Source organism: Streptomyces sp. NPDC055966, from assembly GCF_042269865.1.
Classification (GTDB): Bacteria; Actinomycetota; Actinomycetes; order Streptomycetales; family Streptomycetaceae; genus Streptomyces.
In genome coordinates this window covers 16,359-39,693 of sequence record NZ_JBHJYK010000021.1, presented here as the reverse complement: position 1 = coordinate 39,693, position 23,335 = coordinate 16,359, and the positions used below count along the sequence as shown (strand labels likewise).

Here is a 23,335-nt window from a genome sequence, read left to right as displayed (position 1 = left end):
GTGCGCCCGTGCGGCACACCGCGCGACAGGGTGCACGGGGTGATCGTCAGGGTCCATACCCGTGCGGTGAGGCGGAGGTGAACAAAAGTCAAAAGACGTAGGCGTCGCTCACACCCCGCCGAACAGAGCACTCAGTCCCCGTTCCACCACCCGCGCCACGTCCTCCTGCCCGGGCGCCACCGCCGCGTAGGTCCGCAGCAGGAACCGGCGCAGGGCCGGGGTCTGGAACTGGAGCAGGGCCATCCCGTGGGGCGAGTGGAACTCCAGCACCGTCCGGGTGCGGCCGTACGGCCAGATCTGTACGTCCCCGTGACCAGCCGGGGCGCGCAGCCCGTCGTCGAGCAGGGAGCGCGCGAAGGTCCAGGTGACGTCCTCGCCCTCCAGGGACGCCTCGGCGGGGAAGTCGACGAAGACGGCCAGCGGATCGTCGGCGGTGTACCGCAGGGTGGCCGACACCGGGATCTCCTGATCCTCGGCCGTGATGAGCCGGGCGAGCACGGGCTGTTCGACAGTGGTCTCCATGTTTATATGGAGTGCGCGGGGGCCCTTCGCATGCCGCCAAATCCGGTCAGAGTTCGATGAGTACAGGCCGCTCGGCCAGGCAGGCGAACACGGGAGCGTCGAACACACGCGTGAGCGCGACACGAAGATCGCCCACACGGGTCAACTCTCGTAGGACTCCTACGACTTACCCTGTCCGACGCGTACGTCATTCGTATCCGCGAATCACTCCGGGAAGACTCTGGCATATGCCGGAAGCACCACCGTATCGTGTGTTGCCAAATCCCTTACAGGGCGTCGCGGGCTGTGCCACAGTCGTAGCGGTCCCCCGTCCTGCCCTGGCCGTATCGTCCCCCTTCGGAGTGCGTCATGCCGTCCCCAGTCTCCGCGGGCCGCCCAGCCGCCCAGCCCCCCGGGCGCGGCTCGGTCGAGGCGCTGATCACGCAGACGCGGCGGCTCAAGGGCGACGTGGACGCCGTACGGCGGGACACCCGGACCGACGGCGCGGACCCCGAGGAACGCTGGCAGCGCGCTCTGTACGACCTCGCCCTGCACCAACTGGACGATCTGGACACCCACTTGGCGCAGCTCCGGGACGGCCCGGACCCCGCGCCGTCCGCTTCCGCCGAGCCCGCCCCGGCCCGGCCCGGCGCAGAGTCCGGGCCGCGCACGGCCCCGTCCGACCTCCCGCACGGCTCGCTGCTCAGCCGGGTCGGCAGCGCGGAGTGGAACCTGCTGACCGACGAGGCGACCTGGTCCGGCGAGCTCTACCAGATCCTCGGCCGCGATCCGGCCGACCCCGCCCTCACCCTGGACGAGCTGCCCTCGCTGGTCCTGGAGGAGGACCGGCCGAAGCTGACCGGGATGGTGACGGGCTGCCTGGTCGACGGCAGGCCGATCGACGGCGAGTTCCGCATCGCCCGGCCCGACGGCTCGGAACGCACGGTGCACATGATGGGCGAGCCCGTGCTCGGCGCCGACGGCGGCACCGCCTCGATGTGGGCCGTGCTGCGCGACGTCAGCGAACTGCGCCGCACCCAGCGGACGGTGCGCGAGACCCGTGACTCGCTGCACCGTCGGCGCACGCAGGAACAGACCGAGCACCGGATCGCCGCCGAGGTGCAACAGGCCGTGCTGCCGCCCTGGCTCGGCTCCCTGCGGCTGCCGCCCCCGGGACCGAGCCCCCTCGACCTCGCCGCCCAGCGCCTCCCCGCGGCGGCGAGCACCCTGATCGGCGCCGACTGGTACGACGCGCTGGACCTGCCCGGCGGCGAGACCCTGCTCAGCGTCGGCGACCTCACCGGACACGGGGTCGCCGTCGCCTCGGGCATGGCGATGCTGCTCGGCGCCGTGCGCGGCATGGCGCTGGCCGGCACCGGTCCGGGTGAACTCCTCGGCATGCTCAACCAGTTACTGGACGCCACCGTGCAGCCCGCCCTGGGCAGCGCCGTCTGCTGCCGCTACCGGCCGAAGACCCGCACCCTGGTCTGGGCACAGGCAGGACACCCCGCCCCGCTGCTGTACCGCGGCGGGACGGGGCGGATGCTGACCGCGCCGGACGGCGTACTGCTCGGCGCGACCTCGGGTGCCGTCTACGGGCAGGCCGAGGAGGCTCTGCGGCCGGGCGACGTCCTGCTGCTGCACACCGACGGGCTGGTACCGGGGCAGACCACGACGGCGGCCGTGGACCGGCTGCTCGCCCTCGGCCCACGGTTCGGCGCGGCGTGCACCGCGCAGGACTGTGTGCGGACGGTGGTCGAGGAGTTCGGCGGAGCCGGGCGCGAGGACGACGCGTGCGTGCTCGTCGCCAGAATCACCGCGTGAACCCGGGTATGTCGAATCAACCGGTACAACCGCTGTAACCGGTAAGGGAACTGTGCGCGCGGGCTCCCTGTGCCCGTGCGCTCACGCCTCGGCGCTGCTGCCCTTGGCCCTCGGCCTGGGCAGGGCGCTCCTGATCTCCTCCCGCAGTTGGTGGATCTTCGGGTACTCGGCGTACTGGGCGGTGAGCTGGTACATCTGGCGCAGCCGGTCCCAGGTGCGACGCGAGGAGTTCGACCCCATCGACATCAGGGCCAGCCGGGCGAAGCGGTCGGCCTGTTCCGGATCGTCGGCGATGAAGCAGGCCGACGCCATGGAGAGATGGTCGAAGATCTTCGACCGCTCCCGCCCGTCGACGCGCAGGGCGAGCGCCTTCTCCGCGTAGTACTGGGCGTGCGCGGCCGCACTCGGGTCGAAGTCCGCCAGCGTGCGGTAGGCGAGGGCCTGCATGCCGTACAGGTCCTCGTCCTTGAAGGTCTGCATCCAGTCCGGCGTTTCCACGTCCTGCCGGTCGGCGACGAAGAGGTCCTCCGCCTGACCGAGCGTGCGGCGCATCGCCTGGCCCTTGCCCATCGAGGCCTGCGCCCAGGCCTCGATGGTGTGGAACATCGCCTTCGTACGCGGCTGGAGACGGTCTCCGGAGCCGGTCTGGGCGAGCTTCATCAGGTCCAGGGCGTCGTCGGGCCGGCCCAGGTGCACCATCTGCCGGGCCGCCCGGGACAGGGCCTCCCCCGCGCGGGGGCGGTCGCCGCCCTCGCGGGCGGCATGGGCGGCGATGACGAAGTACTTCTGCGCCGTGGGCTCCAGGCCGACGTCGTGCGACATCCAGCCCGCGAGGACGGCGAGGTTGGCCGCGACGCCCCACAGGCGGCGCTGGAGATGGGGTGGATGGTGGTAGGCGAGCATGCCGCCCACCTCGTTGAGCTGGCCCACGACCGCCTTGCGCTGAAGCCCGCCGCCGCGGGCCGCGTCCCAGGCACGGAACACCTCGACCGAGCGCTCCAGCTCCTCCACCTCCTGCGATCCGATGGGGGCGGCCTCGTAGCGGTCGAACCCAGCGGGGTCGGCGTGCAGGGGGTCGTCGAGGACGGGGGCGTCGGCCTTCAGGGCCGGGTCGGTGTGCAGCCAGTCGTGCATGGAGCTGCTGAGTGTGGATCCCGCGGCGAGCGCGGCACCCGCGCCCACCAAGCCGCGTCGGTTGAGCATGAGGTCCATTCCCGTGAATTCGGTGAGGACCGCGGCCGTGCGTTCGGGCGCCCACGGCACGCCGTCGGGATGTTCCTCGATCCCGCCGTCCTGCCGTTTCCCGTTACGCCCGTGCCGCACCAGACCGAGGTCCTCGATGGTCACGACACGGCCGAGACGCTCGGTGAACAGGGCCGCCAGCACCCGCGGCACCGGATCGCGCGGGATCTCTCCCATGTCGATCCAACGCCGCACCCGGGAGGTGTCGGTCGACAACTGGGGGTGGCCCATGGCCGCCGCCTGCTTGTTGACCAGCCTCGCGAGTTCGCCCTTGGACCAGCCGGCCAGGCCGAACAGGTCCGAAAGGCGGGTGTTGGGTTGTCCGCTCACTTCAAGCCCCCAGGTTCTCGGCTGACTTGACAGTAGCCCGGTGGAGGTTGCCGAGCGACTATTCGCCACGGTTCGCCAGGGTGCGCCAGATGGTGTGCCACTGCCCATCGGGTGTCAGGTAGGAATGCGCCACCCCGACCCGGTCACCCCAAGTCGGCGAGAGTCGACGGACGTCAATATGACAGGGGCATTCCCCAGGGTGCCTCGGGCGACCGGGCCGGGTTGCGCGCAAGGACTTGCACAGGCAGGCACCGCAGGCACACGAAGGGATCTGTTTCTCCCATGTACGCAGCATCGTCCTCCGTGTCCGCCCCGCCCCGGCCGCTGCGCTCCCGCCCGGCGGGCGGCGGGCCGTACCTCGACCCGGTGGCGCGTCCGGGCGGACCCGTCCCGGTCGCGGGCCGGCTGCGGCGCGTACCGGGCCAGCCCGGCACGCCACCGCTCAGCGGGAGACTCGACTTGTCCGGTCCCCAGGGGGCCCAGCTGCGCGCCGCCATCGCCTCGGTGCACCGGATCTGCCCGGAGTTCGCTCCGGTGCAGGTGCTGCGGCGCAGCGGGCGGTCCGTCCTGATCGTCGGGACGACCGGGCGCAGTACGGCCGTGGCCAAGTGCCTGCTGGACCGCTCACCCGCCTGGGCCGAGCGGATCCGTCATGAAATAGCCGCATACCGCTCGTTCGTCCGACACCGGCCCCCGGTCCGTGTGCCCCGGCTGATCGCGGCGGATCCGGACAACTGCACCCTGGTGATCGAGCGGATGCCGGGCCGGGTGGCGGCGCTCCAGCGGCATCCTGTGGAGGCGCCGCCCCGCCCGGACATCCGGGCCGCGCTGGGCGCGATCTGCCGGGTGAACGCCTGGCGGCCCCCCGCGGGTACGTTCGACAAGCCGCTGGAGTACGGCGCCCGGATCGCCCGGTTCCACGAGCTGGGCCTGCTCACCGACCGGGACCTCGGCGACCTCCAGAAGCTGCTGCACGGCATCGCCCACGAGGTCGGCCGGCACGGCATGCTCCAGTTCAACCACGGCGACGCCCTGCTGTCGAACATCCTGCTGTCACCGGCCGGTCCAGTGCTGGTGGACTGGGAGCACGCGGGCTGGTACCTGCCGGGGTACGACCTGGCGACGCTGTGGCTGGTCCTCGGGGACGCGCCGGTGGCCCGGCGGCAGATCAGCCAGATCGCCCAGTCGGCGGGCCCGGCCTCCCGGGACGCCTTCCTGGTGAACCTGATGCTGCTGCTCACCCGGGAGATCCGGACGTACGAGACCGCGGTGCAGCGCTCGATGCAGGACACCGCTCCGGCGGCCCCGGCCCAGCCGGGTGCCGCGCCGTCCGGCGAGGAACAGCGGCTGCTGCTCCGGCGGCTGCACGACGACTGTCAGCTAGCCCGCAAGGCCGTCCGAGCGGCGGTCGGCACTCGCTGACGGGCACGAAGGTCCGCGGTGCGCCAGAGCGGCGGCGCACCGCGGACCTTCGTGCGTCCGGGCGCGCCATCCGCCACGGGCCACCACTGGTGTATGCCAGTGACGCCCCGCAGGCCCGTGCCCCGCCGTGGCGAAACTCGCCGAAACCCCCTTGTGGCAGGGGAAATCAGCGGCCCGAATGCATCATTGACGGATCGTCGGCAAGCCGGTACCACTGACCGAGCCCGGCGCCGTACGACCCTGCACGCCCGCCTGTCACAGGAGGCCGCATTGCGAGGTTCCGCCACCGATTCCCTGTCCACTCCCGGCCACAGACATCTACGGCGGGCTGCCGTTCCGCTCGCCTCGGCGGCGCTGCTGCTGCCGCTGCTCGGCGCGGCCCCCGCGCAGAGCACCGCCTCCGGCTCGTCCGCGGACCGGCTTCAGCAGGCCTTCGCCGGCGCCGCGGCCGAGTACCACGTGCCGCAGAGCGTTCTGCTGGCCGTCTCCTACCTCCAGTCCCGCTGGGACTGGCACGGCGGCGCGCCGAGCGTGACCGGCGGCTACGGCCCCATGCACCTGACCGACGCCCGGACCGCGTTGGCCACCACGGAGCACCACGCCGAGGGCGCGGAGGACGCCCGCGGCGACGGATCCCGCCCGGCCGTCCGTCCCGCCGCCAAGGTGCCGGCCGCCTCGCAGGTCCCGGCCCGGCTGAAGACGCTGCCGAAGGCGGCGCAGCTGACGGGCCGGTCCGCCGAGGAGCTGCGCACCGACCCGGCGGCGAACGTGGCCGGCGGGGCCGCGCTGCTCGCCGCCGCGCAGAAGCAGCTCGGCGAACCGCTGAGCACCGACCCGGCCGACTGGTACGCCGCGGTGGCCCGCTTCTCCGGCGCGGACGACACGGCGACCGCGGCGGCGTACGCCAACGACGTGTACGACGTGCTGCGTTCGGGCGAGGAGCGCACCACGGACGACGGCCAGCAGGTCGTGCTGGCGGCCGAGCCGCGGCTGTCCGCCGACACCGCCCAGCTGAAGCGGGCCGGCCTGCGCACGCTGCCCACGGACGGCATCGAGTGCCCGAAGTCGGTGTCCTGCGAGGCGGTCTGGGCGCCGTACGCCCAGTTCGGCAACAACGACTACGGCAACCACGACCTCGGCGACCGGCCGGCGTCGCAGCGCATCCGGTACATCGTCATCCATGACACGGAGGGCACCTGGAACGGGGTGCTGAACCTGATCCAGGACCCGACCTACGTGTCGTGGAACTACACGGTCCGCTCCACCGACGGTCTGATCGCCCAGCATGTGAGGGCGAAGGACGTGGCGTGGCACGCGGGCAACTGGTACATCAACGCCGCCTCGATCGGCATCGAGCACGAAGGTTTCCTCGCCGATCCGGACGCCTGGTACACGGAGGCGATGTACCGCTCCTCGGCCAGGCTGGTGAAGTACCTGGCCCGCACGTACGGCATCCCGCTGGACCGCGAGCACATCCTGGGCCACGAGAACGTGCCCGGCCCGACCACGTCCACCATCCCCGGTATGCACACGGACCCGGGTCCGTACTGGGACTGGCGGCACTACTTCGAACTGCTGGGCCACCCCTTCAAGCGCACGGCGGGCAGGAAGTCGGGCGTGGTGACCATCCTGCCGGAGTACGCCGTGAACCAGCCGGAGTACACGGGCTGCACCACGTCGGGCGAGCCCTGTGCCGCGCACGGCTCCGGCGAGGTGCGGCTGTACGCGGACCACGACACCGGCGCCCCGCTGATCAAGGACATCGGCCTGGGCAAGGACCCGACCATCGATGTCAACGACGTGTCCTCGCGGGTCTCCACCGGCCAGCAGTACGCGGTCGCGGGCCGCTGGGGCGACTGGACGGCGATCTGGTACCTGGGCCAGAAGGCCTGGTTCCGCAACCCGCCGCAGGAGCCCACGGCGGTCCCGGCCAAGGCCCTGCTGGTGACGCCGAAGAACGGGCTCGCAAGCGTCCCGGTGTACGGCCGCGCCTACCCGGAGAAGGAGGCCTATCCGACGGGCGTCCCCGTCCAGTCGGTCGTACCCCTGCCGTACACGATTCCGGCCGGGCAGCGGTACGTGGCCGGTGACGCGGTACCGGGCGAGTACGACTACTCGGTCACCTTCACCACCGACGCGCACCGGGTCGTGGTGGGCAAGGACCTGTACTACGAGATCCAGTACGGCCACCGGGTCGGCTACGTCCGTGCCGCGGACGTCACCCTGGAGGGCTCGGCCGACTAGGGGCCGCGGTGCCTCAGCCCTGCTGGAAAAGCTCCGCCGGGAGCGGCTTCAGCAGGGCGTACAGGTCGTCGGTGATGGGGCGGTCCCAGGCGGCGATGGTCACGAGCACGCCGTCGCTGCGGTCGAACTGGACGCAGGAGATCCGGCTCTCGGAGAGCTTCAGCCGCCGCACGATGAGGAGGTTGTCGCCCTGGAGGACGGGGGTGTCCTCGGTGCCGACGACGGTGACGTCCTCGTCGTTGTCCAGCGCGAGCAGCAGCTGGCCCACCTCGAAGGGGATCTCGTCCTCGGCGACCTCGCGGGCCGGGGAGCCCTCGGGGAGGTTGCCGATGATCATCGCGGGGCCGCGGCCGCCGAAGAGGTCGTAGCGCAGGAAGACACCCTGGCAGGTGCCGTCGGGGGCGGGCAGCAGACCCGCGCCGAGATTGCCTGGCCAGTCGCCCGGGTCCATGGCCAGCACGTCGAAGTCGGGTCCGGCAGGAGTGGCGCTGCGGCGGCGGAGGAACGACATGCGGCCATGGTACGTGTCCGGGCCGCAGGGGGTGACCTGGGCACCGGGTGCCGGCAGGTCCCCCAGTGCGCGATGGCGCGCCTCACTCCTGCGGCGGCCCCGGCGGTACGACCGCGATCGGGCTGGCCGCGTGGAGCAGGACTGCCTGGGTGACCGAGCCCATCATGCGCGCGGGCGCGAGCAGGCGGCGGCGGTGGCGGCCGACCACCACCAGGTCGGCGTCCCTGGAGGCGGCGACGAGGTGGCCGGCCGCGTCGCCGGGCAGCGCCTCGGTGGCGACGCGGACCTCGGGGTGCCGCCCGTGGTGCGGGGCGAGGAAGCCCTCGGCGAGCGTGCGGGTCTCGCCCTCGACGGCGACCTGGTCGATCGCGGGCGGCACCAGCTGTCCGGGCGCGGTCCACGTCTGCACCGGCCACGGGTAGGCGGCGATCACCTGGACGCGGGCCGCGCGCAGGGCGGCCTCGGCGAAGGCGAACGCGAGCGTACGGTCGTCGGGGCTGTCGACGTGCAGGCCCACGACCACGCGCGGCCCGGGTTCGGCCGGGCCCTCGCCGTGGACCTCCCGGCCGGGGCGGGGCACGACGACCACCGGGCACTCGGAGTCCCGTGCGGCGGCGAGGCCGTTGGAGCCGAGCAGCAGGCTGGCGAAGCCGCCGCGGCCCCGGGAGCCGAGGACCAACAGCTGGGCGTCGGTGCCGAGTTCGGGCAGCACCGCGCCCGGCACGCCTTCCAGGGCGACGTACTCCACGGCGAGGTTCCCGGCGCTGTCCGCGAGCCGGGCGCGCACCTCGTCGAGGACCGGGTCGCCCTCCGTGTCGGGCGGACCGGCGACCAGCACGTCGGCCTGGCCCCAGGCGGCGTACTGCCGTACGTGCACCACCCGCAGCGGTGCCGCGCGGCGCCGGGCGGCGTCGACGGCCCAGTCCAGCGCGCGCAGACTGTCGTCCGAACCGTCGACCGCGGCGATGACCGGCGCAGTGCTCATCGTTCTCACCTCCGGAACACGACCTTCCCCTTGCTGGGGCCAGCCTGACGCAGGGTCGGCCCCGGCGGGGCGCTGCTGGTCGCGTGTCCGGAAATCCCGCCCGGAATGCCTCCGGGCGCGGCTCAGGTCAGGTCGAACTCCCCTTCGCGCGCGCCGGAGACGAAGGCGCCCCATTCGGCGGGTGTGAAGATCAGGGAGGGGCTCTCCGGGCGACCGCTGTTGCGCATCGCGATGAAGCCCTCGACAAACGCGATCTGGACATCGCCCAGACCCCGGCTGCTGGACTGCCATTCGGCGCTGCTGAGGTCCAGGTCCGGCTTGTCCCAGCCCGCGAGCGGCTGCTGCTGGATGGTGGTCTCGGCCACGTCCGTGCTCCTCCCGGTTCGTCGTCCGCGGCTCAGCCTAGCGACCGGTCCCGACTGCCGACAGGCCACCTGGGAAGGACTTTGGCGGCTCGCCGGCCGGCCGGTCAGGCGTCGGGCGGCTCGGATCCCACCAGCCACATGGAGAAGAACTGCGAACCGCCGCCGTAGGCGTGCCCGAGGACCTTGCGGGCGCCGTCCACCTGGTGTTCCCCGGCCCGGCCGCGTACCTGGAGCGCGGCCTCGGCGAAGCGGATCATGCCGGAGGCGCCGATGGGGTTGGCGGACAGCACGCCGCCCGACATGTTGACGGGCAGGTCGCCGTCGAGTTCGGTCACCCCGGACTCGGTGAGCTTCCAGCCGCCGCCCTCCTCGGCGAAGCCCAGGTTCTCCAGCCACATGGGTTCGTACCAGGAGAACGGCACGTACATCTCGACGGCGTCGATGTCCCGGCGCGGGTCGGCGATGCCGGCCTGCCGGTAGACGTCGGCGGCGCAGTCCCGGCCGGCCCGCGGGGAGACGAAGTCCTTCCCGGCGAACAGGGTGGGTTCGCTGCGCATGGCGCCGCCGAGCAGCCAGGCGGGCGGCCGGGGCGCGCGGGCGGCTCCGGCGCGGTCGGTGAGGACCATGGCGCAGGCGCCGTCGGAGGAGGGGCACGTCTCGGAGTAGCGGATGGGGTCCCACAGCATGGGTGAGGCCAGCACCTTCTCCAGGGTGATGCCGTGCTCGTGGAGGTGGGCGTAGGGGTTCTTCAGGGCGTTGCGCCGGTCCTTGTAGGCGACGAGGGCGCCGATGGTGTCGGGGGCGCCGCTGCGCCGCATGTACGCGCGCACGTGCGGGGCGAAGAAGCCGCCCGCCCCGGCGAGCAGGGGCTGCTGGAAGGGGACGGGCAGGGACAGGCCCCACATGGCGTTGGACTCGGACTGTTTCTCGAAGGCCAGGGTCAGCACGGTGCCGTGGACGCGGGCGGCGACCAGGTTGGCGGCGACCAGTGCCGTCGATCCGCCGACCGAACCGGCCGTGTGCACCCGCAGCATCGGCTTGCCCACGGCGCCCAGCGCGTCGGCGAGGTACAGCTCGGGCATCATCAGGCCCTCGAAGAAGTCGGGTGCCTTGCCGATGACGACGGCGTCGATGTCGGCCCAGGTCAACTCGGCGTCGTCCAGGGCGCGTCGGGCGGCCTCGCGGACGAGTCCCGCGATCGACACGTCCCGGCGGGCGGCCACGTGCCTGGTCTGGCCGATGCCTACGACGGCCACGGGCTCCTTGCTCATCGTGGATCCCCTTCGAGTACGGCGACCAGGTTCTGCTGGAGGCAGGGTCCGGAGGTGGCGTGGGCGAGCGCGCGGTCGGAGTCGCCGCGGTGGACGCGGGCGGCGGCCTCGCCGATGCGGAGGAGTCCCGCGGCCATGACGGGGTTGGCGGCGAGCGCCCCGCCGGAGGGGTTGACGCGCACGTCGTCGCCGAGGCGCAGCGCCCTGCGCAGGATCACTTCCTGGGAGCTGAACGGGGCGTGCAACTCCGCGGTGTCGACGGGCCGTTCGAAGGCGCCCGCCTTTTCGCCGGCGAGCCGCGTGGACGGTGAGTCGGTGAGGTCGCGCACGCCGAGCCCATGGGCCTCGATGCGATGGTCGATGCCCCGGATCCAGGCGGGCCGCGCGCACAGTTCGCGGGCTCGCTCCCCCGCCGCGAGGATCACGGCGGCGGCGCCGTCGCCGACGGGCGGGCAGTCGCCGGTGCGCAACGGCCGTACGACGTAGTCCCCTTGGGGTGTCCGGCCGGTGAGCTGGGCGTGCGGGTTGGCCGCCGCGTCGGCCCGGCTGCGGGCGCCGACGGCCGCGAGGGCGGGCTCGTCGGTGTGGCCGGCGTCCAGGAGTGCCTGGGCCTGGAGGGCGGCCAGGGCGACGGAGTCGGGCCACAGGGGGGCGACGTAGTACGGGTCCAGCTGCCGGGTCAGGACGTCGCGCACGGAGCCGGGTGAGGACTTGCCGTAGGAGTACACGAGCGCGGTGTCGGCGTCACCGGTGAGCAGCTTGGTCCAGGCCTCGTACAGGGCCCAGGCGCCGTCCATCTCGACGTGCGACTCGGAGAGGGGCGGCCAGGCGCCGACGCCGTCCAGGGCCATGGTGAAGGAGAAGGCACGGCCGGCGAGGTAGTCGCTGGAGCCGGAGCAGGTGAAGCCGATGTCGGCGGTCCTCAGGCCGGTCCGCGCGAGCACCTCGTGCAGCACCGGCATGAGCATCTCCACCTCGGAGGACTCCTCGGTGGAGCGCCGGTGGTCGGTCTGGGCGAAGGCGACGACGGCGATGTCCCGGCCCGCTCGGGCCTCTTCGCTGGTCACAGCAGCTCCTTGTACGTCTCGTAGTCCGCGTCGGGCTCGCCGGTGGGCCGGTAGTGGTCGGGGTAGCGGGCGCCCTCGGTCCACACCGGCTCGACGCGCAGGCCCATGCGCACCTGCTCGTAGGGGATACCGCCGATCCGGGCGTGCAGGGCGAGGTCGGCGCCGTCGAGGGCGATGTGGGCGTAGACGTAGGGGACCTCGATGTGAAGGTTCCTCGCCTTGATGTTGACGATGCAGAAGGTGGTCACGGTGCCGCGCGGCCCGACCTCGACGTGTTCGTCGGTCGCCACGCCGCAGGTGGGACACGCGCCCCGGGGCGGGACGTACACCTTGCGGCAGGAGGGGCAGCGCTCGCCGACGGTCCGCCGGCCGGACAGGGCGTGGATGTAGTCGGACTGGGCGCGGCCGGGCGCGTACGTGTAGTCGAGGCGGGCGGGAGTGACGATCCCGGTGACCGGGTCGGTGAACTCGCCGGTGTGGCCCGTCGGTTGCCCGGCCTCTCCGGAGTACGGCTCGAAGCAGGCGATGTCGGTGATGGCGCCGGTGCGTTCCTGGGCCCAGCGGATGCGCACCCGCATGCCGGTGCGCACGACGTCGGGGCCGGGGGCGTCGAGGGCGTGCAGGAGGGCGGTGTCGGCGCCGTCGAGCCGGACGAGTACCCAGGCGAAGGGGGTGGCGAGGGGCTGGCCGCGGCGGGGTTCGTGGTTCCACGCCCAGGTGGTGACGGTTCCCGTCGGGGCTACTTCGACAAGGTCACGGATCTCCTCGGCGGTGACCGGGTCGTACTCGACGGGCGGGACGAGGACGCGTGCGTCGGCGGTCCGCACGCCGAGGACGACGCCTTCGCGCAGCCCGGTGAGGAAGGCGCTCTGGACGGGGCCGAGGGAGCGGGTGAAGGGGAACTCGACGACGAGCGGGGCCTTGAGGGCTTCGGGCACGGTGACTCCTCGGGTCAGGCGCGCTTGTAGACGGGGGGCCGCTTCTCGGCGAAGGCGCGGGCGCCTTCCTTCGCGTCGGCGGTGTCGAAGACCGGCCAGCCGCACGCGAGTTCGGCCGCGAGGCCGTCGGTCTCCGTCAGCTCGGCGGTCTCGTACACCGACGCCTTGACGGCCTCGACGGCGAGCGGGCCGCAGGCGTTGATCCGCTCGGCGATCTCCAGCGCCTCGTCGAGGGCGGTGCCGTCGGGGACGACATGGCCGATCAGGCCGATGTCCGCGGCTTCCCGGGCGGTGTACGGCCGGCCGGTGAGCAGCATCTCCAGGGCGTGGGTGCGCGGGATCTGGCGCTGGAGCCGGACGGTGGAGCCGCCGATCGGGAACAGTCCGCGCCGGACCTCGAACAGGCCGAACGTCGCGGAGGCGCCCGCGACCCGGATGTCGGTGCCCTGGAGGATCTCGGTGCCGCCCGCCACGCAGTACCCCTCGACGGCGGCGATCACCGGTTTGCGCGGGCGGTGATGGCGCAGCATCGCCTTCCAGTGCAGATCGGGGTCGGCCCGCAGCCGGTCGCGGTAGTGCTCGCCGGCCATCCCCTTCCCGGCGAGCGCCTTGAGGTCCATGCCGGCGCAGAAGGAGCCGCCGGAGCCGGTGAGCACGATGGAGCGGATGTCGTCGTCCGCGTCGGCCTCGACCCAGCCGTCGTACAGGCCGACGAGCATCGGAAGCGAGAGCGCGTTCCGGGCGTCGGGCCGGTTGAGTGTGAGCACCAGTGTGGCGCCCTCGCGCCGCACGGTGAGGTGTTCCGTCCCGCCCATGGGCCTTCTCCCCTCGGTGAGAACGAGAACAGGTTGCAGTAGGCGGGGAGGCACTTCAAGGGTTTTCTGACAGACAGTCAGATTTATTGGCGCGGGCCCTTCACAGTTGCGCCGCCCTTTGCTCTGATGACCGGCGAAGCGACGGTCAGGAGGAGCGGTGGAGTACAACCTTGCCGATCTGTTCGAGTCGGTCGTCGACGTGGCCGGGGACCGCGAGGCGCTCGTGTACGTCGATCATCCCGGCACCGGCGCGGAGCGCCGGCTGACCTACGCGGAGCTGGACGCGGCCGCCAACCGCATCGCCCATCACCTGATCGACAGCGGGATCCGCCCCGGGGAGCACCTGGGCCTGCACCTCTACAACGGCGTCGAGTACCTCCAGACGGTGCTGGCCTGCCTGAAGGCGCGCGTCGTCCCGGTCAACGTCAACTACCGTTACGTGGAAGATGAGTTGGCGTACCTCTACCGGGACGCCGACCTCGTCGCGCTGGTCTTCGACGCGGAGTTCGCGGACCGGGTGGCGGGGGCGCTGCCGCGGGCGCCGGGGCTGCGGCATCTGCTGTGCGTGGGGGCGGACGCGTGCGGGGTGCCGGGCGCGCTGCCGTTCACGCGGGCGGAGGCCGCCGGGTCGCCGCGACGCGGCTTTCCGGCACGCTCCGGAGACGACCAGTTCATCATCTACACCGGCGGCACGACCGGGATGCCCAAGGGCGTGATGTGGCGTCAGGAGGACCTGTTCTTCGCGGGGCTGGGCGGCGGGGCGCCGACCGGGGAGCCGGTGAAGGCGCCGGAGGAGCTGGCCGAGCGGGTCGCGGCCGGCGGCACCGGGATCACGTTCTTCCCCACTCCCCCGCTGATGCACGGCACCTCGACGCTGACCGCGTTCATCGGCTTCAACTTCGGCCAACGCGTCGTCGTGCACCGCAAGTTCGTGCCCGAGGAAGTGCTGCGGACGATCGAGCGGGAGAAGGTCACCAGCGTGTCGCTGGTGGGCGACGCGATGCTCCGGCCGCTGATCGACGCGCTCGGCGGCCCGCTGAGGGGCACCGACTGCTCGGCCCTGTTCAGCGTGTCCTCGTCCGGCGCGATCATGTCGGAGACGGTGCGCCGGCAGTTCCGGGAGCTGGTCCCGAACGCCATGCTGCTGAACAACTTCGGCTCCTCCGAGTCCGGCTTCAACGGCACCGCGACGGACGACTCCGGGCCCGAGCGGGGCTTCCGCATCCGGGTCAACTCCCGTACGCAGGTGGTGGATCCGGCCACGCACGAGCCGGTCGCGGTGGGCGAGGTCGGCCGGGTCGCGCAGTGCGGCCATGTACCGCTCGGCTACTACAACGACCCGCGCAAGACGGCCGAGACGTTCTTCGAGAAGGACGGACAGCGCTGGGTGCTGCTCGGCGACATGGCGACGGTCGACGCGGACGGCGTGGTGACCGTGCTCGGCCGGGGCTCGCAGTGCATCAACACCGGGGGTGAGAAGGTCTACCCCGAGGAGGTCGAGCAGGCGCTCAAGGCTCATCCGGACGTGTACGACGCGCTCGTCGCCGGGGTGCCGGACACCACGTGGGGCAACCATGTGGCGGCCGTGGTGCAGCTGCGCACGGGGGCGGTGCTCCCCTCCCTGGCCGACATCCAGACCCACTGCCGGGCCCGCCTGGCCGGCTACAAGATCCCTCGCCAGCTGGTGATCACCGACTCCATCCGGCGCTCCCCGAGCGGCAAGGCCGACTACCGCTGGGCACGGGAGGTGGCGGTGGCGGCCGACCGGCCGTGACCCCGGGGTGTCCCGCCCCGCCCGCGACACCAGAGGATTACCCTGTGTGCCCGACCACTGTCATTTGATGACTCATGGTGACATCGGGTCGTAGGAGTTCCGCGCACGGAAGGATCCTGAGGTGCCGCACCCCACGCCTCGTTCCTGGCTCGCGTGGTGCCGTCGGCGTCCCCGGATCGGGCAGGGGGTGACCGTCGGCACGACCGTGCTCGCCGCCGCCCTGCTGCTGACCTCGCTCCTCCTGCCGGACCGGCCCGACCTGCTCGCCCCCGCCGCGTTCCTGCGCCTGCCGGCCGAGGCCGTCCTGCTCGCCGCCCTGCTGCTCGTGGTGCCCGGCCGGGCCCGGCGGGCCGGGGCGGTGGCCCTCGGCGTGCTGATCGGGCTGGTCACCCTGCTCAAGTGCCTCGACATCGGCTTCTACTCGGTACTGTTCCGCCCGTTCGACCTGGTGCTGGACTGGGGGCTGCTGGGCAACGCGGCGGACTATCTGCGCGAGACGTCCGGGCGGTCCGGCGAGCTGGCCGCGATCGCCGGTGCCGTGCTGCTCGCGGTCGCGGTCCTCGTCCTGACGACGGGCGCCACGCTGCGGCTGACCACCCTGCTGGCCCGGCACCGCGCCCGGTCGGTCCGCGGGACCCTGGTGCTCGGCACCGCGTGGGTCACCTGCGTCCTGTTCGGCCTGCACAACGCCGGCGAGCCCGTCGCCGCCACGCTCGACGCCGACCTGCTCGGCGACCGCGCCCAGCAGGTCCGCACCTCGCTCGCCGACGCCCGGCTCTTCCGCCGCCAGGCCGCCGTCGACGCCTTCGCCCACACCCCGCCGGACCGACTGCTCACAGGCCTGCGCGGCAAGGACGTACTGCTCACCTTCGTCGAGAGCTACGGCCGTTCGGCGATCGAGGACCCGGCGATGGCGCCGCAGATCGACGCGGTCCTCAAGGAGGGCTCGGCGAGCCTGGCGGCGGCCGGCTTCGGTGCGCGCAGCGGCTGGCTGCGCTCGCCGGTGACCGGCGGCGGCAGCTGGCTCGCCCACGCGACCTTCCTGTCCGGCCTGTGGATCAGCAACCAGCAGCGCTTCCGCAGCCTCACCTCCAGCGACCGCACCACCCTCACCGGCTCCTTCCGCAGGGCCGGTGCCTGGCGCACGGTCGGCATCGTGCCGGGTGTGCTGACGGCCTGGCCGGAGGGCCGGTTCTTCGGCCTGGACCATGTCTACGACGGCCGTCATCTCGCGTACCACGGCCCGGACTTCGGCTGGTCGCAGGTGCCGGACCAGTTCGCCCTGGAGTCCTTCCGGCGCGCGGAGCTCGGCAGGCGGGGCCGCCGCCCGCTCATGGCGGAGATCATCCTCACCTCCAGCCACTACCCCTGGGCTCCCGTCCCGCGGCTGGTCGGCTGGGAGAACCTGGGCGACGGCTCGGTCTTCCGGCCGGTCAGGCGTGCGGGCCGGTCCGAGGAGGAGGTCTGGCGGACCCCGGAGAGCGTGCGCACCGCATACCGCACCTCGATCGCGTACGCGCTGCGCAGCCTCGTCCAGTTCCTCCGCCGCTACGGCGACGAGAACACCGTCCTGGTCTTCCTCGGCGACCACCAGCCCGTGCCGACGGTCACCGGGAACAGCCCCCGCAAGGACGTGCCGGTCACGATCGTCGCCCGCGATCCCAAGGTGCTGGACCGGATCTCCGGCTGGGGCTGGACGCAGGGGCTGAAGCCCGCCACGAACGCCCCCGTCTGGCCCATGGACGGCTTCCGCGACCGCTTCCTGACCGCGTACGGGCCCCGGCCTACCGGCCGAGGAACTCCTCCAGCACGGCCAGGAACTCCTCCGGCCGGGTCTCATGGACCAGGTGCCCCGCGTCGAGGGTGACGAGCCGGGCGTCCGGGATCAGGCCGGCGAGCTCTGCCACCTGCTCCTGCGGGAGGTGGCTGGTGGGGCCGCCCGCGATGACCAGCGTGGGCATGGTGATCCGGCCCATGCGGTCCCGCCACACGGGATCGGGTGCGTTGCGCTGCTCGTCGGTGGCCCGCACCATCACCCAGTCGAACGGCAGCTCCCCCTCGGGCCGCGGGGTGGGCGGCCTGGGCGGGTCGAGCGGCACCGGTGCGCAGACGTCCTCCAGCACCAGGCGTCGTACGACTCCGGGGTGGCGCTGCGCCAGCAACAACGCGACGTGACCGCCCAGCGAGTGGCCCACCACGTCCGCGCGCCCGGCACCGAGGGCGGCCAGCAGGGCCCGCACGTCGTCGGACATCGCCTCCCAGGTGTACTGCCCCGGCCAGTCGCTGCGTCCGTGGCCGCGCAGGTCCGGGGCGTACACGCGGCGCGGAGCCGGAGGTGCCGCGAGGCGTTCGGCGACGGGCGTCCAGTCGGCGCCGTCCGCGCCGCGGCAGTGCAGCAGCAGGAGGGGCGGGGCCTCGGGCGGACCCCAGGTCCGGCAGGCCAGGGTGATGCCGTTCGCCTCGACGGTGAGCAGGTCGGCGGTGGGCAGGTCGGCGGTGGGCAGCTCCGTGGGCTGCGGCTCGGCGGGGTACGGCACTGTGGTGTCCATGCCCGGCACGCTAGCCGGGCGGCCAGGTCCGGGCCGCCTACTCTGCCGAGGGCAGAGCGGAGCCCACGGGCCCGTCGAGGAAGGCGAGCAGCCGGCCCGCGAACCACTCCGGATCGTCCAGCCAGGGGTAGTGACCGGCGCCGGGCTGGACGCTGAACTCGGCCTTCGGGAAGGCCTCGGCGGCCCGGCGGGCGAGGTCGGGACGGGGGCCGCCGTCGAGTTCCCCGGCGAGCACGAGGACCGGTGCGGTCAGGCGGGCGAGGGCGGCCCGGGTCACGTCGGGGGTGAAGGCGCCGGCGCCGAAGTACCGCTCACCCGCCTCGTCGTTGGTCTGCTCCGACTCGGCGTCCGTGTGCGCCCGGGCGGCGTCGTCCCAGCGGCCGTAGAAGAACGGCAGGAACACGTCGTCGAAGTCCGCCTCGCCCGCCAGCCATGCCCGGAACGCGGGGAAAGCCTGCGCGAACCACGGCTCGGCCGCGCGCAGCCGGGCCATGGCCAGCCGGTCCTCGGGCGTCGTCCGCAGGCCGAGCGCGGACGGGTTGGGGGTGATCAGCAGCAGCCGTCCGACCCGGTGCGGGTGACGGGCCGCGTAGAGCGTCGCCAGGGCGGCGCCCGCCGAGTGCGCGAGCAGATCCATGCGCTCCAGGCCCAGGTGGGCGCGCCATGCCTCCACGTCCTCGACCATGCGGTCGCAGCGGTACGTCGCCGGGTCCGCCGGGGCAGCCGAGTCCCCGGTACCGCGCAGGTCGAGGAGGGCGAGCCGGCGGTGTGCGGTCAGCCCGCCGAGGTCACCGAGGTAGGCGGAGGCGCGCATGGGGCCACCGGGCAGGACGACGAGGGGCTCGCCCGCGCCCCGCAGGTGGTAGGCGAGCCGGGTGCCATCGGTCGCCGTGAAAGTCGGCATGGGCACGATCATTTCGGTCCGCGGCAGCGGGGGCAACAACTTTCCGCGGAAAGTCCTCGCACCCCTTGCCTCGGAGCGCATGACCTGAATTACTGACCCCGAACAGGTCGACCGAACGATCGGTCGCCCGGAATGTACGGTCGGCAAGGGAGACGTCCCGATGACGAATGCGACGGATCTACTCGACGCGGGCGAACGGCTCGGGCTCGACGAGCTGCGAGCACTTCAGCTGGAGCGGCTGCGCGCCTCGCTGCGGCACGCCTACGACCATGTGCCGTTCTACCGGGAGTCCTTCGACAAGGCCGGCGTACACCCCGAGGACTGCCGCTCGCTCGCGGACCTCGCCCGCTTCCCGTTCACGACCAAGGCCGACCTCAGGGAGCACTACCCGTACGGCATGTTCGCCGTGCCCAGGGAGCGGATCCGCCGACTCCACGCGTCCAGCGGCACCACCGGGCTGCCCACGGTGGTCGGCTACACGGACGACGACCTCTCCATGTGGGCCGACATGGTGGCACGCTCGCTGCGCGCCGCAGGCGCGCGGCCCGGCGACATCGTGCACGTGGCCTACGGCTACGGGCTCTTCACCGGCGGCCTGGGCGCCCACTACGGCGCGGAGCGCCTCGGCTGTACGGTCGTGCCGGCCTCCGGCGGGATGACGGCCCGGCAGGTGCAGCTCATCCGGGACCTGAAACCGGCCGTGATCATGGTGACCCCGTCCTACATGCTGACACTGCTGGACGAGTTCGAGCGGCAGGGCGTGGACCCGCGCACCACCTCGCTGCGCGTCGGCGTCTTCGGGGCCGAGCCCTGGACCGAGCAGATGCGGCGCGAGATCGAAGAACGCTTCGCGATCGACGCCGTCGACATCTACGGGCTCTCGGAGGTGATCGGCCCCGGCGTGGCGCAGGAGTGCGTGGAGACCAAGGACGGGCTGACCGTGTGGGAGGACCACTTCTATCCGGAGGTGGTCGACCCGATCACGGGCGAGGTGCTGCCGGACGGGGAGCGGGGCGAGCTGGTGTTCACCTCGCTGACGAAGGAGGCCATGCCGATCGTCCGGTACCGGACCCGGGACCTGACCCGGCTGCTGCCCGGCACGGCGCGGGTCTTCCGGCGGATGGAGAAGGTCACCGGGCGCAGCGACGACATGGTGATCCTGCGCGGGGTGAACCTGTTCCCGACCCAGATCGAGGAGATCGTGCTCCGCACGCCGGGGGTGGCGCCCCACTTCCAGCTCCGGCTGACCCGGGAGGGCCGCCTGGACCGGCTGACCGTCCGCGCCGAGGCCCGCCCGGACGCACCGGCGCATTCCCGGGAGACGGCGGCCCGGTCCATCGCCCTGGCCGTGAAGGACGGCATCGGGGTGTCGGTCGACGTGGAGATCGTGGATCCGGAGTCGCTGGAGCGGTCGGTGGGCAAGATCCGCCGGATCGTGGACCTGCGGTCGCGGGACGCGGGGTGACCGGCCTCGGCTTCGGCTTCGGCTTCGGCTTCGGCTTCGGCTTCGGTCAGGGGGCAGTCGTATCGACGTACCTCGAAACGTCGGCATCTCCCTATACTCCGGAGCCATGACGGACACGGACACGGACACCGCCCCCACCCCGGACCCGGACCTGGTCAACGCGCTGCGGGCGCTGTCCAACCCGATGCGGCTGCAGATGCTGCGCTGGCTGCGCGAGCCCGAGCGGCACTTCCCGATGGACCGGGCCATCGCCGACCCGGCCGAGGTGGGCGTGTGCGTGAGCCACATCCAGGAGAAGGCCGGGCTGGCCCAGTCGACGGTGTCGGCCTACATGGCCGAGCTCCAGCGGGCGGGCCTGGTCCGCGCCACCCGGGTGGGCAAGTGGACCCACTACAAGCGGGACGAGCGGCGCATCGCCGACCTGGTCAGCGAGCTCGGCCGCGCTCTCTAGCCGAGGGCGCACGTCGGACCCCGGGCACCAGCAGGCGCGCCCGCTTGCACTTCATATCGAGAATCTGCGATATTTCGATTAATCGATCGCGTCTCATCGACATCACGCCTCATCGATCGCATCGGGCACGAACACATCGACCGACACACGGGGAGCGAGACACATGACGGGACGGCACGGCCTGGATCTCGGCACGTTCGGGATCTACACCTTCGACTTCGAGCACCAGCCGGCCGCCGGGATCCGGGACGCGGTCCAGGAGCTGGAGGACCTGGGCTGGCCGGCGCTGTGGGTGCCCGAGCTGCTCGGCCGGGAGGCGCTCACCCACGCCGGCTTCCTGCTGGCGTCCAGCCGCCGGCTGAGCGTGGTCAACGGCATCGCCCAGATCTGGCCCCGCCGCGCCCGCTCGACGTACGGCGCCGCGCTGCTGCTCGCCGACGCCTACCCGGGCCGGCACGTGCTCGGCCTGGGCTTCGGCGGCGAGCCCCGGCCCGGGGTGAAGCCGCTCGCGGCCATGGCCGAATACCTGGACCGGCTGGACGAGTCGGCCACCGCTGACCCGGCCGCGCTCCCCAACCCGCGCCCCACCGCCCCGCTGCGGCGCCTCCTGGCCGCATACGGCCCCAAGATGCTGGAGCTGGCCCGCGACCGCGCCGACGGCGCCCAGACCTACCACGTGAACGTGGCCCACACGGCGCAGGCGCGGGAGATCCTCGGACCGGACGCCTTCCTCGCCGTCGAGCACGCGGTCCTCTTCGAGACCGACCCGGCCCGAGCCCGCGCCGCCGCCCGCGCACATCTGCGCGGCTACCTCGAAACCCCGTACAACATCGCCAAGTTCCGCCGCCTCGGCTACACCGACGACGACCTCTCCGCCGGCGGCAGCGACCGCTTCGTGGACGACCTGGTGTTCTGGGGCGACCCGGACACGATCACCCGGAAGCTGCACGCCCATGTGACGGCGGGCGCCGACCATGTCGCCGTCCAGGTGATCGGCGTCCAACCGGGCGAGTCGGCCCTGCCCCACTGGCGGCTGCTGGCCGAGGCGCTGCTGCCGGCGCAGCCCCGGGCGCACACCGGTGTCAGCGGCTGAAGCGGTCCCGCAGTTCGCGCTTGAGGATCTTGCCGCTGGCGTTGCGGGGCAGTTCGGACACGAACACGATGCGCTTGGGGGCCTTGAAGGGGGTGAGTTTCTCCTTCACATGGGTGATGAGCTGATCCTCCGTCACCTCGCCGCGCGGGACGACGACGGCGGTGACGGCCTCGATCCAGCGGTCGTCCGGGAGGCCGATCACCGCGGTCTCGGCGACGGCCTCGTGCGTGTAGAGGGCGTCCTCGACCTGGCGTGAAGCCACCAGCACCCCACCGGAGTTGATGACGTCCTTCACCCGGTCCACGATCGTGAAGTAGCCGTCGGCGTCGCGGACCGCGAGGTCGCCCGAATGGAACCAGCCGTCGCGGAAGGCCTCGGCGGTCTCGTCGGGCTTGTCCCAGTATCCCTCGCACAGCTGCGGGGAGCGGTAGACGATCTCGCCGGGGGTGCCGTCGGGCACGTCCTCGCCCCGGTCGTCCACCACCCGCGCGTCCACGAAGAGCACGGTGCGGCCGCAGGAGTCCAGGCGGCCCTCGTGCTCGTCGGGGGCGAGCACCGTGGCCAGCGGGCCGATCTCGCTCTGCCCGAAGCAGTTGTAGAAGGCCAGCCCCGGCAGGCGTGCGCGCAGGCGCTCCAGCACCGGGACGGGCATGATCGAGGCACCGTAGTAGGCCTTGCGCAGCCCGTCGAGGTCACGGGTGGCGAAGTCGAACCGGCCGGCGAGCGCGATCCACACCGTGGGCGGCGCGAACAGGCTGTCCGCGCGGCCCGCTTCGATCAGGTCGAACAGGCGGTCCCCGTCCGGGGAGTTCAGGATGACGTTGGTCGCGCCGACCGCCAGGTAGGGCAGCAGGAACACGTGCATCTGCGCCGAGTGGTAGAGGGGGAGCGCGTGCACCGGACGGTCGCCCGCGCTCAGGTCGAGGGCGGCGATGGCGCTCAGGTACTCGTGCACGAGCGCCCGGTGGGTCATCATCGCGCCCTTGGGCAGGGCCGTCGTGCCGGAGGTGTACAGCAGTTGCACCAGGTCCTCGGTGCGGGGTTGCGGGCCGTCGTACGGCGGTGCCTGCGCCTGGCGGGCCAGCAGCGAGTCCTCGGCGTCCCGCAGCGGCAACAGCCGTACGCCGTCCGGGAGTCGGTCCGCCAGGTCCGGGTCGGTGAGCACCAGGGTGCTGCCGGACTGGGTGAGGAGATACGCCAGGTCGTCGCCGGTGAGGTTCTGGTTGACCGGCACATGGACCAGGCCGGCCCGGGCGCAGGCGAGGAAGGCGATCAGATAGGCGTCGGAGTTGTGGCCGTAGGCGGCGACCCGGTCGCCGGGCGCGAGTCCCTGCGCGCGCAGTACCGAGGCCGCGCGGGAGACGGCGTCGTCCAGTTCCTCGTACGTCCACCGTCGCTCGCCGTACTCCAGCGCGAGGCGCGCCGGGGTGCGCCGGGCGCTGCGCCGCAGCACCCCGTCAACCGTGCTGCCGTGTCCCTGCGTCATGACTCATGATCCTCGGTCCGTCACCGGGGCAGGTCAAGCACCGGGGGCACGCGCCCTCCGGTGGGCTCAACAGCTCCTTCCCTCAATGATGTTGGGAG

20 protein-coding genes are annotated in these 23,335 nt (G+C 72.5%); 8 read left to right on the top strand and 12 right to left on the bottom strand.

Annotated elements, in window-relative coordinates:
• Window positions 1–108: 108 nt before the first annotated feature.
• Window positions 109–522, bottom strand: a complete 414-nt coding sequence (locus tag ACFC8N_RS35945; RefSeq protein ID WP_356032319.1) for an SsgA family sporulation/cell division regulator — start codon at window positions 520–522, stop codon at window positions 109–111.
• Window positions 523–870: 348 nt separating this feature from the next.
• Between ACFC8N_RS35945 and ACFC8N_RS35940 the strand changes: the two genes are divergently transcribed.
• Window positions 871–2,325, top strand: a complete 1,455-nt coding sequence (locus ACFC8N_RS35940) for a PP2C family protein-serine/threonine phosphatase (RefSeq protein ID WP_376293105.1) — start codon at window positions 871–873, stop codon at window positions 2,323–2,325.
• Window positions 2,326–2,406: 81 nt separating this feature from the next.
• Here ACFC8N_RS35940 and ACFC8N_RS35935 read toward each other — a convergent pair whose 3' ends face one another.
• Window positions 2,407–3,897, bottom strand: a complete 1,491-nt coding sequence (locus ACFC8N_RS35935) for a hypothetical protein (protein WP_356032323.1) — start codon at window positions 3,895–3,897, stop codon at window positions 2,407–2,409.
• 282 nt (window positions 3,898–4,179) lie between these two features.
• Here ACFC8N_RS35935 and ACFC8N_RS35930 point away from each other — a divergent pair, with 282 nt between their 5' ends.
• Both ACFC8N_RS35930 and ACFC8N_RS35925 read left to right on the top strand, forming a co-directional pair.
• The gene (locus ACFC8N_RS35930) at window positions 4,180–5,319 is read left to right on the top strand and encodes an aminoglycoside phosphotransferase family protein (RefSeq protein ID WP_356032325.1); all 1,140 of its coding nucleotides are present in this window, start codon (window positions 4,180–4,182) and stop codon (window positions 5,317–5,319) included.
• 270 nt (window positions 5,320–5,589) lie between these two features.
• Entirely contained in the window at window positions 5,590–7,563 is a 1,974-nt protein-coding gene (locus ACFC8N_RS35925) for a peptidoglycan recognition family protein (RefSeq protein ID WP_362820908.1), read from the top strand.
• A gap of 13 nt (window positions 7,564–7,576) precedes the next feature.
• Here ACFC8N_RS35925 and ACFC8N_RS35920 read toward each other — a convergent pair whose 3' ends face one another.
• The 7 genes from ACFC8N_RS35920 to ACFC8N_RS35890 all read right to left on the bottom strand — a co-directional run bounded on the left by ACFC8N_RS35920 (window position 7,577) and on the right by ACFC8N_RS35890 (window position 13,515).
• A complete protein-coding gene (locus ACFC8N_RS35920; RefSeq protein WP_356031951.1) occupies window positions 7,577–8,074 on the bottom strand; it encodes a hypothetical protein in 498 nt (165 codons plus the stop codon).
• Between the two features lie 82 nt (window positions 8,075–8,156).
• Complete coding sequence (locus tag ACFC8N_RS35915; RefSeq protein WP_362820909.1) at window positions 8,157–9,059, bottom strand: universal stress protein; 903 nt, start codon at window positions 9,057–9,059, stop codon at window positions 8,157–8,159.
• Between the two features lie 122 nt (window positions 9,060–9,181).
• Window positions 9,182–9,424 (bottom strand): DUF397 domain-containing protein, encoded by a 243-nt coding sequence (locus ACFC8N_RS35910; RefSeq protein WP_071385297.1) that lies wholly within the window; start codon window positions 9,422–9,424, stop codon window positions 9,182–9,184.
• Between the two features lie 104 nt (window positions 9,425–9,528).
• Window positions 9,529–10,695: a thiolase domain-containing protein gene (locus tag ACFC8N_RS35905; RefSeq protein ID WP_362820910.1), complete on the bottom strand. Its 1,167-nt coding sequence runs from the start codon at window positions 10,693–10,695 to the stop codon at window positions 9,529–9,531.
• On the bottom strand, window positions 10,692–11,762 hold the full coding sequence (locus tag ACFC8N_RS35900) for a thiolase domain-containing protein (protein ID WP_356031962.1): 1,071 nt from the start codon (window positions 11,760–11,762) through the stop codon (window positions 10,692–10,694). Before ACFC8N_RS35900 ends, ACFC8N_RS35905 begins: the two co-directional genes overlap by 4 nt.
• A complete protein-coding gene (locus tag ACFC8N_RS35895; protein WP_376293101.1) occupies window positions 11,759–12,700 on the bottom strand; it encodes a Zn-ribbon domain-containing OB-fold protein in 942 nt (313 codons plus the stop codon). Before ACFC8N_RS35895 ends, ACFC8N_RS35900 begins: the two co-directional genes overlap by 4 nt.
• Before the next feature lie 14 nt (window positions 12,701–12,714).
• On the bottom strand, window positions 12,715–13,515 hold the full coding sequence (locus ACFC8N_RS35890; RefSeq protein WP_376293098.1) for a crotonase/enoyl-CoA hydratase family protein: 801 nt from the start codon (window positions 13,513–13,515) through the stop codon (window positions 12,715–12,717).
• Between the two features lie 157 nt (window positions 13,516–13,672).
• Here ACFC8N_RS35890 and ACFC8N_RS35885 point away from each other — a divergent pair, with 157 nt between their 5' ends.
• Together ACFC8N_RS35885 and ACFC8N_RS35880 are read left to right on the top strand one after the other, a co-directional pair.
• Complete coding sequence (locus ACFC8N_RS35885) at window positions 13,673–15,289, top strand: acyl-CoA synthetase (RefSeq protein ID WP_376293095.1); 1,617 nt, start codon at window positions 13,673–13,675, stop codon at window positions 15,287–15,289.
• A 187-nt stretch (window positions 15,290–15,476) separates the two neighbouring features.
• A complete protein-coding gene (locus ACFC8N_RS35880; RefSeq protein WP_376293092.1) occupies window positions 15,477–17,156 on the top strand; it encodes a sulfatase in 1,680 nt (559 codons plus the stop codon).
• Here the strand turns inward: ACFC8N_RS35880 and ACFC8N_RS35875 are convergent.
• On the bottom strand, window positions 17,074–17,838 hold the full coding sequence (locus tag ACFC8N_RS35875; protein ID WP_376293090.1) for an alpha/beta fold hydrolase: 765 nt from the start codon (window positions 17,836–17,838) through the stop codon (window positions 17,074–17,076). The two genes, ACFC8N_RS35880 and ACFC8N_RS35875, sit on opposite strands and share 83 nt — an antisense overlap.
• A gap of 37 nt (window positions 17,839–17,875) precedes the next feature.
• The gene (locus tag ACFC8N_RS35870) at window positions 17,876–18,742 is read right to left on the bottom strand and encodes an alpha/beta hydrolase (RefSeq protein ID WP_362820917.1); all 867 of its coding nucleotides are present in this window, start codon (window positions 18,740–18,742) and stop codon (window positions 17,876–17,878) included.
• Between the two features lie 160 nt (window positions 18,743–18,902).
• On the opposite strand from ACFC8N_RS35870, the gene paaK reads away from it, so the two are divergent.
• The 3 genes from paaK to ACFC8N_RS35855 all read left to right on the top strand — a co-directional run bounded on the left by paaK (window position 18,903) and on the right by ACFC8N_RS35855 (window position 21,751).
• A complete protein-coding gene (gene paaK / locus ACFC8N_RS35865; protein WP_356031979.1) occupies window positions 18,903–20,207 on the top strand; it encodes a phenylacetate--CoA ligase PaaK in 1,305 nt (434 codons plus the stop codon).
• A gap of 106 nt (window positions 20,208–20,313) precedes the next feature.
• Entirely contained in the window at window positions 20,314–20,658 is a 345-nt protein-coding gene (locus ACFC8N_RS35860; RefSeq protein ID WP_356031981.1) for a metalloregulator ArsR/SmtB family transcription factor, read from the top strand.
• A gap of 163 nt (window positions 20,659–20,821) precedes the next feature.
• Window positions 20,822–21,751 (top strand): TIGR03620 family F420-dependent LLM class oxidoreductase, encoded by a 930-nt coding sequence (locus tag ACFC8N_RS35855; protein ID WP_376293085.1) that lies wholly within the window; start codon window positions 20,822–20,824, stop codon window positions 21,749–21,751.
• On the opposite strand, the gene ACFC8N_RS35850 is transcribed toward ACFC8N_RS35855, so the two are convergent.
• Window positions 21,741–23,237: an acyl-CoA synthetase gene (locus ACFC8N_RS35850; protein WP_376293082.1), complete on the bottom strand. Its 1,497-nt coding sequence runs from the start codon at window positions 23,235–23,237 to the stop codon at window positions 21,741–21,743. The two genes, ACFC8N_RS35855 and ACFC8N_RS35850, sit on opposite strands and share 11 nt — an antisense overlap.
• Window positions 23,238–23,335: the final 98 nt, after the last annotated feature.

Bases quoted from the DNA above. Each gene is read 5' to 3' on its own strand.
- ACFC8N_RS35945 (WP_356032319.1), bottom strand. From the start codon at position 522: ATGGAGACCACTGTCGAACAGCCCGTGCTCGCCCGGCTCATCACGGCC.
- ACFC8N_RS35940 (WP_376293105.1), top strand. From the start codon at position 871: ATGCCGTCCCCAGTCTCCGCGGGCCGCCCAGCCGCCCAGCCCCCCGGG.
- ACFC8N_RS35930 (WP_356032325.1), top strand. From the start codon at position 4,180: ATGTACGCAGCATCGTCCTCCGTGTCCGCCCCGCCCCGGCCGCTGCGC.
- ACFC8N_RS35920 (WP_356031951.1), bottom strand. From the start codon at position 8,074: ATGTCGTTCCTCCGCCGCCGCAGCGCCACTCCTGCCGGACCCGACTTC.
- ACFC8N_RS35915 (WP_362820909.1), bottom strand. From the start codon at position 9,059: ATGAGCACTGCGCCGGTCATCGCCGCGGTCGACGGTTCGGACGACAGT.
- ACFC8N_RS35905 (WP_362820910.1), bottom strand. From the start codon at position 10,695: ATGAGCAAGGAGCCCGTGGCCGTCGTAGGCATCGGCCAGACCAGGCAC.
- ACFC8N_RS35890 (WP_376293098.1), bottom strand. From the start codon at position 13,515: ATGGGCGGGACGGAACACCTCACCGTGCGGCGCGAGGGCGCCACACTG.
- ACFC8N_RS35875 (WP_376293090.1), bottom strand. From the start codon at position 17,838: ATGGACACCACAGTGCCGTACCCCGCCGAGCCGCAGCCCACGGAGCTG.
- ACFC8N_RS35870 (WP_362820917.1), bottom strand. From the start codon at position 18,742: ATGCCGACTTTCACGGCGACCGATGGCACCCGGCTCGCCTACCACCTG.
- paaK (WP_356031979.1), top strand. From the start codon at position 18,903: ATGACGAATGCGACGGATCTACTCGACGCGGGCGAACGGCTCGGGCTC.
- ACFC8N_RS35860 (WP_356031981.1), top strand. From the start codon at position 20,314: ATGACGGACACGGACACGGACACCGCCCCCACCCCGGACCCGGACCTG.
- ACFC8N_RS35855 (WP_376293085.1), top strand. From the start codon at position 20,822: ATGACGGGACGGCACGGCCTGGATCTCGGCACGTTCGGGATCTACACC.
- ACFC8N_RS35850 (WP_376293082.1), bottom strand. From the start codon at position 23,237: ATGACGCAGGGACACGGCAGCACGGTTGACGGGGTGCTGCGGCGCAGC.